The sequence below is a fragment of the Citrobacter sp. Cf087 genome, from assembly GCF_030334285.1.
GTDB classification, from domain to species: Bacteria; Pseudomonadota; Gammaproteobacteria; order Enterobacterales; family Enterobacteriaceae; genus Citrobacter; species Citrobacter freundii.
The window spans coordinates 130,649-144,718 of record NZ_JAOWED010000028.1 but is presented as its reverse complement, the minus strand read 5'-3'; the positions used below and the strand labels follow the sequence as shown (position 1 = coordinate 144,718).

Here is a 14,070-nt window from a genome sequence, read left to right as displayed (position 1 = left end):
AAATATCCACACTATTATCACCACTTGTTGGAGAATACTGGACAATGGCCGAAATCGAAATTAGACAAGAATCGCCAACGGCGTTTTATATTAAAGTTCACGAAACAGATAATGTGGCGATAATTGTCAATGACAATGGTCTGAAAGCCGGAACGCGTTTTCCGGACGGACTGGAACTCATTGAACATATTCCCCAGGGTCATAAAGTGGCGCTCGTGGATATTCCTGTTCATGGCGAAATCGTGCGTTATGGCGAAGTGATAGGCTATGCCGTTCGCGACATCCCACGCGGCAGCTGGATTGATGAATCAATGGTTGAGCTGCCCAAGGCTCCGCCGCTGGAGACGCTGCCGCTGGCAACTAAAGTGCCTGAGCCGCTGCCGCCTCTCGAGGGTTATACCTTCGAAGGTTACCGCAATGCTGACGGTAGCGTTGGCACCAAGAATCTGCTCGGCATCTCCACCAGCGTGCACTGCGTGGCGGGCGTGGTGGACTATGTGGTGAAAATCATTGAACGCGATCTGCTGCCCAAATACCCGAATGTTGACGGTGTGGTGGGGCTCAATCATCTGTACGGTTGCGGCGTGGCGATTAACGCTCCAGCCGCCATCGTGCCCATTCGAACTATTCATAATATTGCGCTGAACCCTAACTTTGGCGGTGAGATAATGGTCATTGGCCTCGGCTGTGAAAAACTGCAGCCAGAGCGCCTGCTGGAAGGTACGCACGATGTAAAAAGCATTCCGGTCGACAGCGCCAGCATCGTCAGCCTGCAGGATGAAAAACACGTCGGCTTTCAATCGATGGTTGCCGATATTTTGCAGGTGGCCGAACGCCATCTGGCAAAGCTCAATCAGCGCCAGCGTGAAACCTGCCCGGCATCAGAACTGGTGGTCGGCATGCAGTGCGGCGGCAGCGATGCGTTTTCCGGCGTGACGGCCAATCCAGCGGTAGGTTATGCCTCCGACCTGTTAGTACGCTGTGGCGCGACAGTGATGTTCTCCGAAGTCACCGAAGTACGCGATGCCATCCACCTTCTGACCCCGCGCGCGATTAACGAAGAGGTGGGTAAACGCCTGCTCGAGGAGATGGCCTGGTACGACAACTACCTGGATATGGGCAAGACTGACCGCAGCGCCAACCCATCACCGGGCAACAAGAAAGGCGGTCTGGCAAACGTGGTGGAAAAAGCACTGGGTTCTATTGCGAAGTCGGGCAAGAGCGCGATTGTCGAAGTCTTGTCGCCGGGACAGCGTCCAACCAAACGTGGCCTGATTTACGCTGCCACCCCCGCCAGCGATTTTGTCTGCGGTACGCAACAGGTTGCTTCCGGGATCACAGTACAAGTCTTTACCACCGGTCGCGGTACGCCGTATGGCCTGATGGCCGTGCCGGTGATTAAAATGGCGACACGCACGGAGTTGGCCAATCGTTGGTTTGACCTGATGGACATCAACGCCGGTACCATCGCTACCGGAGAAGAAACCATTGAAGACGTGGGTCTGAAACTGTTCGAGTTTATTCTCGACGTCGCCAGCGGACGTAAGAAAACCTTCTCAGATCAGTGGGGACTGCATAACCAACTGGCGGTGTTTAACCCGGCGCCAGTGACCTGATTATCGAAACGAAAGCCAACGAAAAAACGGGGATTTGTCCCCGTTTTTGATGTCGATGCTTCAACAAATAAAGTGATAACGTTCGCATTTTAAGAGGTTTTTTTAAACATCTGTTTTTTTCGATTCAAACCTGCCAAATGAACCTAACGACATGAAATTAAAAGAAATAATACCACCATTGTTTTACGTTATATTTTCGTTTTGATAAAAGAGAAACCTACCGAAAGACGACCTTGTTTTAATGCGATAATCCCCTCTTTTTTACTGCTTTGACTTTCTCCGGTGTAAAACAGATTATTCATAGGCTCCTGTAATTTACCTCATAAGCATTCTGACCTGAATAAAGAGGGAAGTTATGTATACCCTGAATAAAAATAATGTCGCATTGGCTTGTCTTATTTCCTGTTTACTGGCAACTCCTGTCTTCGCGAGTGCTGAAGGCCAGTCGGACGCAAAGCCTGTTAAATTACGCTACACGTTATGGGACCGTAATCAACTCCCTGGCGAACAACAGCTCGTTAATGAATTTGAAAAAGACAACCCCGGAATTAAGGTCGAAATTGAACTAACTCCTTATGACCAGTATTTTATCAAACTCAGTTCAGCAGTCGGTGGAAATGTAGCACCGGATGTATTCTGGATGAACATGCCTAATTTCCAGCAATATGTGAAAAATGGCATGCTGGAACCACTGAGTAATTATCTGAAAGATAAATCAGCGCCAAAACTGGATGATTTTGTTAAAAGCTCAGTCGATGCCTACCAATACCAGTCGCAACAATATGCCATCCCAAGGGATATTGATGCAATTGCCGTCTGGTACAACAAAAAAATGTTCGATCAGGCTGGTGTGAGTTATCCCGATAAAAACTGGACGTGGAATGATCTAAAACAAAAATCAGATCAGTTACGTAAAGGGCTGGATAAACAGTCTTATCCACTGGCAATGGAATTCAGCAGCGGACAGGATAGTTACTTTAACCTGCTATTACAGGCCGGGGATAAGATTGTACTACCTGAGGGCAAAACGGATGTTGCCAATGACAAAGCTATCGCCGTCTATCGCGATGTTCAAGGCATGCTGAACGCGGGACTAATCCAACCGCCAGGCGAGATGGAAGCCTCAGACGTCTTCCAGTCAAACCGGGTAGCCATGGTCTACGCAGGCTCATGGTGGGCATTACCCTTCTCTCAAAATGAGCTGATTAAGGATCACATCGGCGTAGTGCCAATGCCAAAAATGGCAGAGCAGGCAGGTGTATCCCATAGTCTGGCATTTGCTATGTCAGCCAAAAGTCAGCATAAAGATGCGGCGTGGAAGTTCATTGAATTCATGAGTTCTGAGCATGCGCAGCAGACTCTGGCGACGGGAAAAGTCGTGATCCCGGCTAACCAAAAAGTGGCCAAAGAGTGGGCTGAAGGCTTTAAGGATATTGATGTTTCAGCCTATATCGATTCGTTGGCTTTCTCACATAAATATCCAACCGCGGGCTCCAATACCGCTAAGTGGAATAGCATTCTGAATGATGGCTTGAAAAAAGTGTGGACGGGTACTGACCCAGAGAAAGTCATGCCTGGTGTTGCTAAACGCGTTGAACGAGAAATGCAGAAATAATCCTGAGGGAGCCATGCTCCCTCTCGCTTTCGCAATATATTTTGGTTGCACAGTGAGCATCCCGGAGTCTGTATGAGCTATTCAGATGAAGCTGCATCCCCACAATTACCGGCCAGAGAGGTGCAAAAAAAATCCCTGACCAAGCTGGAAAAAGAAGAACGCTTCTGGGGATGGATAATGATTATGCCGTTACTGGCGGGGTTAATTGTTTTTTACTTTACTCCATTCTTCCAGAACGTTTTTTATAGTTTCACTGACCTGGGTGAGTTTCAGATCTGGACGACGATCAGCTTAGATAACTATATTAATTTATTCAGCGATGATGAGTTTCGTTCAGCAATTTATAACACCTTGGCCTATGTTTTTATTTGCGTACCGATAATCACCGTTTTGTCATTACTGCTCGCAATTGGCCTGAATCAGGCGATTCGCGGTCAGTGGTTGTTTCGCACGCTGTTATTTCTGCCCGCTGTCACTATGCCTGCGGCCATTGCTATGGTCTGGCAGTGGTTGATGAACCGAAACTTCGGCTTAATTAATCAGATCCTGGCCTTTTTCGATCTTCCGGCCATCGGTTGGTTATCCGATCCCGATGTCGTCCGCCTGAGCGCCTCGTTGGTTATCATCTGGTCGGCTATTGCGCTGAAGATGATCATTCTGCTCGCTGGATTGCAGGGGATCCCCAAACAAATTTATGAAGCGATGTCGCTGGATGGCATCAGCAAATTGCGTGGATTCTGGTCTATTACCTTACCGCTAATGATCCCCACGCTGTTTTTCGTACTGGTGATCTCTTTTATCGAAACGCTGCAAATTTTCGATGTGGTTTATCTGCTGTTTGGCAGTTCATCCATGGTGGACGATCAGACAATGACTATCGCCTATCTCTTCTATAAATACGCCTTTATCTACCATGAAAAAGGGTATGCCTCAGCGATCGCCGTGGTGATTTTCGTTATCACGATGGTCCTGACGCTGCTGCAAATATGGATTGGTAAACGACTTAAAGCACAGTGAGGCAACCACGATGTTCATGACTAAACGTGAAAAATGGCTAATTTACGGCTTGATGATCCTCGCGACGCTGGTAACTGTGGTTCCCTTCATCTGGATGATCATCACCTCTTTTAAAACCCAGGCAGAAAGCATCGCCTTTCCGCCGATCCTGCTACCTGCCAACCCAGGGTTTCAGGCTTACGGTAAAATCTTGCATGAAATGCCTTTTGGCAGCTTTTACTTTAACTCGATCGTCTCCACGTTGGTCATCGTCATTTTGCAGACGCTGATTGCGGCAATGGCAGCGTACGGTTTCTCCCGACTGCGTTTTAAAGGGCGAGATGTCCTGTTTATGCTGTGTATTTCAATTCTGATGGTGCCCGGTCAGATCTTTTTAATCCCACAGTTTTTAACCGTTGAAAAAATCGGTTTGCTGAACTCAATTCCTGGACTGGTGCTACCGGGTTTATTCAGCATATATAGCGCCTTTTTATTGCGTCAGTTTTTTCTGTCAGTACCTAAAGAACTGGAAGAGGCAGCCATTATGGATGGGTATAACCATCTGACTATTTTCTTCAAAATTATGCTGCCATTAATTAAACCAGGGCTGATTGCCTGCGTCATTATTAACGGATTGTGGAGCTGGAATAACTTAATGTGGCCGCTGATCGTCAACACCTCCATGGATAAAATGACATTACCGGTGGGGTTAGCCTCACTTTCCGGACGCTCAGGCGTGGAATATCCGATGTTAATGGCGGGCGCATTGCTGGCGATTATCCCGATGTTGTTACTTTATATCTTCTTCCAGCGCTATTTTATTCGCGGCATCGCTGGTGCCGGAATTAAAGGATAAGGGGCAGTGTTATGTCAGGTATTCAATTACAGGCAGTAAGCAAAGTCTATCCCAATGGCTTCCAGGCGATCCATGGCGTTGATCTTGAAATCCACGATGGCGAATTCATGGTGTTTGTCGGGCCATCAGGCTGCGCCAAATCAACGCTGCTGCGCATGATTGCAGGTCTGGAAGATATCACTCATGGTCATATCGCAATCGGAGAGAAGTGCGTCAACGACCTGCTACCAAAGGAGCGAGGCGTTGCCATGGTCTTCCAGAATTATGCCCTCTATCCCCACATGACGATTTATAAAAATATGGCATTCAGTCTGTTAGGGAAAATGAGCAAAGAAGAGATTGATATCCGCGTACGGGAAGCTGCACACAAGCTGGAAATAGAGACATTACTCGATAAAAAGCCCGGCCAACTTTCGGGCGGTCAATGTCAGCGCGTTGCCGTTGGCAGGGCCATCGTGCGTAAGCCAGACGTTTTTTTGTTTGATGAGCCGCTTTCCAACCTGGATGCAAAGCTGCGTGTTTCAATGCGCGTGCGGCTGACAGAACTGCATCGACAACTGCGTCACGAAGGCGTGAGCGCAACCATGGTGTACGTCACGCACGATCAGATTGAAGCGATGACGATGGGAGACAGGATTTGCGTTCTTAATGGCGGTCGTATTATGCAGGTGGATACCCCAGGAAATATCTACCATCATCCCAGGAATAAATTTGTTGCTGGTTTTATTGGTAATCCGGCAATGAATATTATGCTGCTTGATATTGAACCCGGCACTCGTGGTCTGCGCCTGGCTGATAATTTAATCCTGCCATTAAATACACGCTTGAGTAACCTACTGGAGCAATATCCGCACTCCAGCGTCTGGTTCGGCATCCGGTCAGAGGCCATTCAGTTAGCCTCACAGCATGACGTCTCTGCGTTCGATGCGCACATTACCAACGTAGAAAGGATGGGCAACGAAGACCTTCTGCATTTTGATATTGGTGAGCAACATATGATCTTACGTATTAACTCCTCACCCGACTGGGCCCCTCTTCCCGGCGAATCTATCAAAGTGAAATTTAATCTGGAAGCCGCCTTTTTGTTTGATAAAAAACATGAAGAAAATTTGGCCTGATCGTTATTCAGGCTAAGTGAAAAATGAGAGGTTTATATGTGTGCGAATAAAGTGACCGTATTAGTGGTAGGGGCTGGTGCGCGCGGAGAAATATATGCTCGCTATGCGCTTGAACATCCAGACAGAATGCAGGTAGTAGGCGTTGCTGAGCCCAGAGAGGCGTATCGCCAGCAGTTTGTCGCACAGCATAAGATTGCCCCAAATAACGTATTTTGCGACTGGCAAGAGGCTGCGGCCCAACCCAAAATGGCCGACGTAGTACTTATTTGCACGCAGGATAATATGCACAAAGATCCTGCCGTGGCGTTTGCCAATCTCGGCTATCACATTCTGCTGGAAAAACCGCTCGCCCCTACGCCAGAAGATTGCCGGATCATTATTGATGCGGTTAAACGCAACAACGTATTACTGGCCGTCGCGCACGTCCTGCGGTACACCCGCTATACGCAAAAGCTGAAATCACTGCTTGATGATGGCGTAATTGGCGATATTGTCAGCATGCAGCATCTCGAACCCGTAGGTTACTGGCATCAGGCGCACTCGTTTGTACGTGGTAACTGGCGCAATGAAGCAGAATCGTCATTTATGTTATTACAGAAATCCTGTCATGATTTGGACTGGATCCGCTACATCATGGGCGACAACTGCAAGGACGTAGGATCATTTGGCAGCCTGAGCCACTTTGTGAAAGAGAATCAGCCTGCTGGCGCCGCCGACCGCTGCCTTGATTGTCAGGTTGAAGCAACCTGCCCCTGGTCTGCCTGCAAAATTTATCTGGGTGAAAACCACAAATGCACTCCCCACTTCCGTCGGGTGCTGACTGCAGATCCCAGCGAAGAAAATGTCCGCCAGGCGCTGCGCGATGGGCCTTATGGTCGCTGCGTTTATCGTTGTGATAATGATGTGGTGGATCATCAGGTTGTTAACTTACGTTTTGCCCACCAGCAGACAGTGACCTTTACCATGACCGCGTTTACCAAAATGGAAGATCGAAAAACGCGCCTGTTTGGCACCAGAGGTTATCTGGAAGGTGATGGCGAGCAGATCCGGGTGTTTGATTTCCTGACAGACAAAGAAACTGTGCATCAGATCGAGGAGATCGCCGCTGGAACACAAACCCAGATGGGGGGACATGGTGGTGGCGATTACTACCTGATGGATCGCTTTATCCATGCAGTGATGGCCAACGATCAAAATATGATCCTTTCTGGCCCGGATGAGTCACTGGAAAGTCACTTAATGGTCTTTGCCGCAGAACGCGCTCGCAAGGAAAACAGTCTGGTTACGCTGTGAAGCCGGAGGAGATGAGGCATGTTTTACGGTGTTGATATTGGTGGAACCAAAACTGAAATTGTCGCTTTTGATAAGGAAATGCAGGTTTGCTGGCGCAAGCGCGTCGCCACGCCAGTCCAGGATTATGAACTCTTTCTTTCGACCTTTACTTCACTTATTGATACCGCCGACTGGGCGACTGGAACGCAAGGAAAAATTGGCATCGGCATGCCCGGTCTTATGGACAGACATACCGGAAAATTACTGTCATCTAACGTGCCTTGCCTTACTGGACGCCAGGTGATGAACGATCTGGCCCACCGCCTCAATCGTTCGGTTGAACTGGACAATGATTGCTGCTGTTTTGCACTCTCGGAAGCCCATACCCAGCAGGCTCGCCAGTTCTCCAGAATTTTTGGTGCCATTATTGGCACCGGCATGGGTGGAGGGTTAGTCATTGACGGTCAGCTGTATCGGGGTCGCAACCGAATGGCCAGTGAGTTTGGCCATTTACCGCTTCCGGCAACGTTTATGCGTCGTTATCATTTACCGGAACTGAAGTGCGGTTGTGGCTTACAAGGGTGTCTGGAACGCTATCAATCCGGCCCCGGTTTACTGTGGCTCCACAAACACTTCAGCGGAGAACAACTCAAAATGGAGACCCTGCTGGAGCATTATCGTCATGGCAATGCCAGCGCCGTTACTACCATAGAAGCATGGATTGATATGTTGGGTTGTACGCTGGCGCAATTGCAGTTGATTCTGGATGTCGATGCTTTTGTTCTCGGCGGTGGGGTTTCCAACATCGAAGAAATTTATACGTTGCTGCCGCAGGCCATGTCACGTTATTTGTTCCCGGGATTAGAACCTGCCCGCGTATTCCCGGCCATCCATGGCGCATCCAGCGGGGTTCGCGGTGCCGCATTGCTGCTGGTTGAACAGGGTACGCAGACCCACTAAAAAACTGCTGGCGGGGGAAACTCGCCAGCAGTTTCAGTTATTCATCCGCAATCACCACATCCACCCCAAGCTGGATTAACGTCCGGTGGTAATTTTCTGGGATCCCGCTGTCGGTAATCACCCGGTCAATCCCGCTGATTTCGCTAATCATACAGAAACTTTTGCGGCCAAACTTGCTGGAGTCAGCGACTACCGTGACCTCCTGCGCAACTTCACACATTACCTGATTCAGATGTGCTTCTCCCGGATGTGGCGTGGTAATTCCCGCTTCCAGGCAGAATCCGTCAACGCCTAAGAAAAGCTTATCAAACCGGTATTGCCTAAGCTGGTGTTCTGCTGAAGGGCCATACAATGAATAGACGCTTTGCCTGACATTCCCTCCCAGAATCATGACGTCTACGCGCTCAAAATTCGCCAGTTCCCATGCAATGTTGAGCGCATTGGTCATCACCACCAGATCGCGGCGATTTTTTAACATAGGAGGAATGAGCGTGGTGGTCGAACCGGAATCGAGGATTAACGTGTCACCATCTTTCACAAAGCTGGCCGCTTTTTCGGCAATACGCGTTTTCACATCGCGATTCAGCCGGTCCTTATCCTGCAAAGGCCGGTCAAGGGCAAAGTGCTGATTGAGAACCGCCCCGCCGTAGGAGCGCATGACACATCCCTTCTGTTCCAGATAACGTAAGTCGTTGCGGATCGTAACCGATGACACACCAAAATGGACGCTCAGTGGCTCGACACGAACGCTACCCTGATCGCATAGCAGATCAATTATTTGCTCGCGACGTCTTAAGTTATCCAGCATTTCTATTGCTCCATCAAATATTCATGTTGTTTTGTTTTAGCGCTTTAGCACTTTCGTTTTCTTTTGAATATATTACATCAGAAGCAATAAGGTGAATTTGTGCGCACTGGCCCAGCGTTGAATTTAACAAAAATTGACTATTTTCTTTCGTTTTAGCAAATCGAAACGAAGAAAACCGAAAAAATGAAAAGGTCAAAAGCGAGTAAGATGCGAGAAAGAGACGGGAAGCATGCAAAAAAACGAAAGCGAGCTACTAAAAAAGCTCGCTTATGGTTTGTTTTTGTTTAATTGAATGGGATCACATTTTTGAATTTTAGAGCGGGACTACTCAACAATGATCACTTCAACACCGCTGCGGCGTAGTTCCTGCAAGCTCTCCTCTGGGATGCCTTCATCAACAATGATGGTGTGGATCCTCTGGGTATCAATAATCTTATGCAGGCTGGAGCGGTTAAACTTCGTCGAGTCGGTAACGACAATGATACGTTCAGCCACTTCACACATCCGGCGGTTGAGACGCGCCTCATCTTCGTTGTGCGTGCTAACACCACGCTCTAAATCGATAGCATCAACGCCAAGAAACAGCATGTCGAAGTGATAATTTTGTAGCGACTGCTCAGCCTGATCGCCATAAAACGATTGTGACTGACGACGCAAATGACCGCCGGTCATCAGCAGCTCAACCCCTTCGGCTTCCAGTAGCGCATTGGCGACATTCATACCGTTAGTCATAGCAATGACATTGGTATGCTGGCGCATCAGGCGGGCAATTTCATAGGTCGTGGTGCCGGAGTCAAGGATCACGCGGTGTCCCGGTTGAATTAACTCTGCGGCGGCTCTGGCAATACTGCGTTTTACTGCCGTATTAAGTGAACTCTTATCTTCTACAGAAGGCTCCACAACAGGCGCATTGCTCTCGCATATTAGCGCTCCGCCATAGGCACGTACCGCAATCCCCTGCTTTTCCAGAAAGGCGAGGTCGTTGCGAATAGTGACCGTGGAGACGCCAAAAAATAAGGAAAGATCGTTAACCTGAACGCTTCCCTGCTGCCGTAACCGCTGGATGATCTGCTCACGTCTTTCGCTGGTGCCAATAACGCGCTTGTCTGCAGAGGACTCGGTGTTACTCATAAGAAATCCTTTAGTTAAACCTTTCGTTTTATTTCGTTTTGTCTATTAACGCCTTTCTTTTGCGCGAATGCAAGCCCCGCAAGCAGGGAAGAGCCGGACGAACTTACGCTGAAACCTTTCATTGTGTTTCTTTTGTGAAACAGATCGGAAAACTATTATCTTTCGTTTTATTTTTATAACACCATGATGCAGTATTAAATGAAACAAAACGAAAGATTGATGTCGCAGTAATCTGACCTGGAGAGGAAAGTGAAACATCTAACTAAAATGGTCGAGCAGCATAAACGGGGGAAGGCAAACGGGATTTATGCCGTTTGTTCCGCGCATCCAATCGTATTGGAAGCCGCAATACGCTACGCCCATGCAAACCATACACCGCTGTTGATCGAAGCAACCTCTAATCAGGTTGACCAGTTTGGCGGCTATACGGGTATGACACCAGCCGATTTTCGCAGTTTTGTCTGCCGTTTAGCCGACTCGCTTGATTTTTCTCAGGATATGCTGATTCTCGGCGGAGACCATCTCGGGCCAAACCGTTGGCAAAATCTGCCTGCGGAACAGGCAATGGCCAATGCAGACGATCTGATCAAGAGCTATGTCGCCGCAGGCTTTAAAAAAATCCACCTCGATTGCAGCATGTCTTGTGCTAACGACCCGGTGCCACTGACGGATGAAATTGTCGCTGAGCGCGCCGCACGTCTGGCAAAAGTCGCCGAAGAAACCTGTATGGCACATTTTGGCGAGTCTGACCTGGTCTATGTGATTGGCACAGAAGTGCCGGTTCCAGGTGGCGCTCACGAAACGTTAACCGACCTGGCGGTAACAACGCCCGATGCCGCACGCGCAACGCTTCAGGCTCACTATCACGCCTTTGAAAAGCACGGTCTGGAAGGTATCTGGCCGCGTATTATCGCCCTGGTGGTGCAACCTGGCGTTGAATTCGACCACACACACATCATTGATTATCAACCACAGAAAGCTGTGGCACTCAGCAAAATGGTGGAAGACTACGACACACTCGTGTTTGAAGCGCACTCTACCGATTACCAAACGCCACAGTCCTTGCGTCAACTGGTGATAGACCACTTCGCTATTCTGAAAGTGGGACCTGCGCTGACCTTCGCTCTGCGCGAAGCGCTGTTTTCATTAGCCGCCATTGAAGAAGAATTACTGCCTGCAAAAGCTTGTTCAGGCCTGCGACATGTGCTGGAAAGCGTAATGCTTGATCGACCAGAGTACTGGCAGAGCCACTATCACGGTGATGGCAACGCACGCCGTCTGGCTCGCGGATACAGCTACTCCGATCGGGTTCGTTACTACTGGCCGGACAGCCAGATTGATGAGGCATTCGAACGTCTGGTACGTAACCTGGCGGATGACCCCATTCCACTGCCGCTGATTAGCCAGTATTTACCCTTGCAGTACGTAAAAGTGCGCGAGGGAGATCTCAGCGCCACGCCGCGAGAACTCATCATTAACCATATTCAGGACATACTGCAGCAATATCACTGCGCCTGCCTGGGTGCTCCAGCTCGTAACGCATAACAAAAAAGAGAAAAATACCATGCCAAACATTGTATTAAGTCGCATTGATGAACGTCTGATTCACGGTCAGGTTGGTGTGCAATGGGTCGGGTTTGCGGGGGCAAACCTGGTGCTGGTCGCTAATGATGAGGTGGCTGAAGATCCAGTGCAGCAAAACCTGATGGAAATGGTACTGGCAGAAGGGATCGCCGTACGCTTCTGGTCACTACAAAAAGTGATCGACAATATTCACCGTGCCGCCGATCGCCAGAAAATTCTGCTGGTCTGCAAATCGCCTGCGGATTTCTTCCGTCTGGTCGAAGGCGGTGTTCCTGTTAACCGTATCAACGTTGGCAATATGCACTACGCCAACGGCAAACAACAAATCGCCAAAACGGTTTCTGTAGACGCTGCCGATATTACGGCGTTCAACGGGCTCAAAGCCGCTGGAGTGGAATGCTTCGTTCAGGGCGTTCCAACAGAACCCGCCCAGGACCTCTATAAACTTCTCTGAGGGATTCACAATGGAAATCAGTCTGTTGCAGGCTTTTGCGTTGGGTATTCTCGCCTTTATTGCAGGCCTGGATATGTTCAACGGGTTAACGCACATGCACCGCCCGGTTGTTCTCGGGCCGCTGGTCGGCCTGATTCTGGGCGATCTGCATACCGGTATTTTAACAGGTGGTACGCTGGAACTGGTGTGGATGGGTCTGGCCCCACTGGCAGGAGCTCAGCCGCCAAACGTGATTATCGGCACTATCGTGGGAACCACGTTTGCCATAACGACCGGAGTGAAACCTGAAGTTGCCGTAGGTGTGGCGGTACCGTTCGCCGTAGCAGTACAGATGGGGATTACCTTCCTGTTCTCTGTGATGTCCGGGGTGATGGCTCGCTGCGATCGCATGGCAGCGAATGCCGATACAGCCGGGATTGAGCGGGTCAACTATCTGGCGTTGCTCGCGCTGGGGACCTTCTACTTTTTATGCGCGTTCCTGCCAATTTACTTTGGCGCGGAACATGCCAAAACCGCGATAGATGTTCTGCCGACGCGTCTGATTGACGGCCTCGGCGTGGCAGGCGGCATCATGCCAGCTATCGGCTTCGCCGTACTGCTGAAAATCATGATGAAAAACGTCTATATCCCCTACTTCATCCTGGGTTTTGTCGCCGCAGCCTGGCTCAAACTCCCTGTGCTGGCAATCGCCGCCGCAGCACTGGCAATGGCGCTGATCGATTTTCTGCGTAAATCACCTGAACCTACAGCTCCCGCAGCACAAAAAGAGGAATTCGAAGATGGCATCTAATCAAACGGCTCTGCCGAACGTTTCCGAAACCGAAGAAACGCTGCTGTCTGGCACCAATGAAAACGTCTACGAAGACCAGAATATCGGTGCCGAGCTGACGAAAAAAGATATCAACCGTGTTGCCTGGCGTTCAATGCTGTTGCAGGCCTCTTTTAACTACGAACGTATGCAGGCATCAGGATGGCTGTACGGCCTGTTACCTGCTCTGAAAAAGATCCACACCAATAAGCGCGATCTGGCGCGTTCGATGAAAGGCCATATGGGCTTCTTCAACACGCACCCATTCCTGGTCACGTTTGTTATCGGGATTATCCTGGCGATGGAACGCTCCAAGCAGGATGTGAACAGTATTCAAAGCACCAAGATTGCCGTGGGTGCGCCACTTGGCGGTATCGGTGATGCCATGTTCTGGTTAACGTTACTGCCTATTTGCGGCGGTATCGGGGCCAGCCTGGCGCTGCAAGGCTCTATTCTTGGCGCTGTTGTCTTTATTGTTATGTTCAACGTGGTTCATCTTGGTCTGCGCTTTGGGCTGGCACACTATGCTTATCGAATGGGCGTTGCTGCCATCCCGCTGATTAAAGCTAACACCAAAAAGGTTGGACATGCGGCATCCATCGTTGGGATGACGGTGATCGGCGCGCTGGTAGCGACCTATGTTCGCCTGAGCACTACGCTGGAAATCACTGCTGGCGATGCAGTGGTGAAACTGCAAACAGATGTGATAGACAAGCTGATGCCTGCTTTTTTACCGCTGGTCTACACATTAACCATGTTCTGGCTGGTCCGCCGTGGCTGGAGTCCTCTGCGCCTTATCGCCATTACCGTGGTGCTCGGCGTCGTAGGTAAGTTCTGTCACTTCCTGTAAAC

General features: G+C 49.5%; 13 protein-coding genes. 11 read left to right on the top strand and 2 right to left on the bottom strand.

The window, feature by feature from the left end; all coding sequences use genetic code 11:
- The first annotated feature begins 44 nt into the window (after positions 1 to 44).
- The 7 genes from garD to OGV57_RS09105 all read left to right on the top strand — a co-directional run bounded on the left by garD (position 45) and on the right by OGV57_RS09105 (position 8,433).
- Entirely contained in the window at positions 45 to 1,616 is a 1,572-nt protein-coding gene (garD, locus tag OGV57_RS09135; protein ID WP_054528818.1) for a galactarate dehydratase, read from the top strand.
- Between the two features lie 355 nt (positions 1,617 to 1,971).
- Positions 1,972 to 3,231, top strand: a complete 1,260-nt coding sequence (locus tag OGV57_RS09130) for an ABC transporter substrate-binding protein (RefSeq protein WP_054528819.1) — start codon at positions 1,972 to 1,974, stop codon at positions 3,229 to 3,231.
- A 72-nt stretch (positions 3,232 to 3,303) separates the two neighbouring features.
- Positions 3,304 to 4,248, top strand: coding sequence for a carbohydrate ABC transporter permease (locus OGV57_RS09125; RefSeq protein ID WP_003024905.1), 945 nt, complete (start codon positions 3,304 to 3,306; stop codon positions 4,246 to 4,248).
- Positions 4,249 to 4,258: 10 nt separating this feature from the next.
- Positions 4,259 to 5,083, top strand: coding sequence for a carbohydrate ABC transporter permease (locus OGV57_RS09120; RefSeq protein ID WP_003024907.1), 825 nt, complete (start codon positions 4,259 to 4,261; stop codon positions 5,081 to 5,083).
- 11 nt (positions 5,084 to 5,094) lie between these two features.
- Positions 5,095 to 6,201, top strand: coding sequence for an ABC transporter ATP-binding protein (locus tag OGV57_RS09115; protein WP_003024911.1), 1,107 nt, complete (start codon positions 5,095 to 5,097; stop codon positions 6,199 to 6,201).
- 36 nt (positions 6,202 to 6,237) lie between these two features.
- Entirely contained in the window at positions 6,238 to 7,494 is a 1,257-nt protein-coding gene (locus tag OGV57_RS09110) for a Gfo/Idh/MocA family protein (RefSeq protein ID WP_003840006.1), read from the top strand.
- Between the two features lie 18 nt (positions 7,495 to 7,512).
- Entirely contained in the window at positions 7,513 to 8,433 is a 921-nt protein-coding gene (locus tag OGV57_RS09105) for an ROK family protein (protein WP_003840003.1), read from the top strand.
- A gap of 37 nt (positions 8,434 to 8,470) precedes the next feature.
- Here the strand turns inward: OGV57_RS09105 and agaR are convergent, their stop codons facing one another.
- Together agaR and OGV57_RS09095 are read right to left on the bottom strand one after the other, a co-directional pair.
- Entirely contained in the window at positions 8,471 to 9,241 is a 771-nt protein-coding gene (agaR, locus tag OGV57_RS09100; protein ID WP_003024920.1) for a transcriptional repressor AgaR, read from the bottom strand.
- Positions 9,242 to 9,565: 324 nt separating this feature from the next.
- Entirely contained in the window at positions 9,566 to 10,372 is an 807-nt protein-coding gene (locus OGV57_RS09095; protein WP_003024922.1) for a DeoR family transcriptional regulator, read from the bottom strand.
- Between the two features lie 249 nt (positions 10,373 to 10,621).
- Between OGV57_RS09095 and kbaZ the strand changes: the two genes are divergently transcribed.
- Genes kbaZ through agaE form a run of 4 tightly spaced genes read left to right on the top strand, consistent with a single transcriptional unit; the run spans position 10,622 to position 14,068 of the window.
- The gene (gene kbaZ / locus OGV57_RS09090) at positions 10,622 to 11,917 is read left to right on the top strand and encodes a tagatose-bisphosphate aldolase subunit KbaZ (protein ID WP_008320556.1); all 1,296 of its coding nucleotides are present in this window, start codon (positions 10,622 to 10,624) and stop codon (positions 11,915 to 11,917) included.
- Positions 11,918 to 11,936: 19 nt separating this feature from the next.
- Positions 11,937 to 12,410 (top strand): PTS N-acetylgalactosamine transporter subunit IIB, encoded by a 474-nt coding sequence (gene agaV, locus OGV57_RS09085; protein WP_003024925.1) that lies wholly within the window; start codon positions 11,937 to 11,939, stop codon positions 12,408 to 12,410.
- A gap of 10 nt (positions 12,411 to 12,420) precedes the next feature.
- The gene (gene agaW, locus OGV57_RS09080) at positions 12,421 to 13,200 is read left to right on the top strand and encodes a PTS N-acetylgalactosamine transporter subunit IIC (protein WP_003839998.1); all 780 of its coding nucleotides are present in this window, start codon (positions 12,421 to 12,423) and stop codon (positions 13,198 to 13,200) included.
- A complete protein-coding gene (gene agaE, locus OGV57_RS09075; protein WP_003024929.1) occupies positions 13,190 to 14,068 on the top strand; it encodes a PTS N-acetylgalactosamine transporter subunit IID in 879 nt (292 codons plus the stop codon). Before agaW ends, agaE begins: the two co-directional genes overlap by 11 nt.
- Positions 14,069 to 14,070 lie beyond the last annotated feature (2 nt).

What these genes read in the sequence shown, in the direction of transcription:
- garD (WP_054528818.1), top strand. Translation starts at nt 45, where the DNA reads ATGGCCGAAATCGAAATTAGACAAGAATCGCCAACGGCGTTTTATATT.
- OGV57_RS09130 (WP_054528819.1), top strand. Translation starts at nt 1,972, where the DNA reads ATGTATACCCTGAATAAAAATAATGTCGCATTGGCTTGTCTTATTTCC.
- OGV57_RS09125 (WP_003024905.1), top strand. Translation starts at nt 3,304, where the DNA reads ATGAGCTATTCAGATGAAGCTGCATCCCCACAATTACCGGCCAGAGAG.
- OGV57_RS09120 (WP_003024907.1), top strand. Translation starts at nt 4,259, where the DNA reads ATGTTCATGACTAAACGTGAAAAATGGCTAATTTACGGCTTGATGATC.
- OGV57_RS09115 (WP_003024911.1), top strand. Translation starts at nt 5,095, where the DNA reads ATGTCAGGTATTCAATTACAGGCAGTAAGCAAAGTCTATCCCAATGGC.
- OGV57_RS09110 (WP_003840006.1), top strand. Translation starts at nt 6,238, where the DNA reads ATGTGTGCGAATAAAGTGACCGTATTAGTGGTAGGGGCTGGTGCGCGC.
- OGV57_RS09105 (WP_003840003.1), top strand. Translation starts at nt 7,513, where the DNA reads ATGTTTTACGGTGTTGATATTGGTGGAACCAAAACTGAAATTGTCGCT.
- agaR (WP_003024920.1), bottom strand. Translation starts at nt 9,241, where the DNA reads ATGCTGGATAACTTAAGACGTCGCGAGCAAATAATTGATCTGCTATGC.
- OGV57_RS09095 (WP_003024922.1), bottom strand. Translation starts at nt 10,372, where the DNA reads ATGAGTAACACCGAGTCCTCTGCAGACAAGCGCGTTATTGGCACCAGC.
- agaV (WP_003024925.1), top strand. Translation starts at nt 11,937, where the DNA reads ATGCCAAACATTGTATTAAGTCGCATTGATGAACGTCTGATTCACGGT.
- agaW (WP_003839998.1), top strand. Translation starts at nt 12,421, where the DNA reads ATGGAAATCAGTCTGTTGCAGGCTTTTGCGTTGGGTATTCTCGCCTTT.
- agaE (WP_003024929.1), top strand. Translation starts at nt 13,190, where the DNA reads ATGGCATCTAATCAAACGGCTCTGCCGAACGTTTCCGAAACCGAAGAA.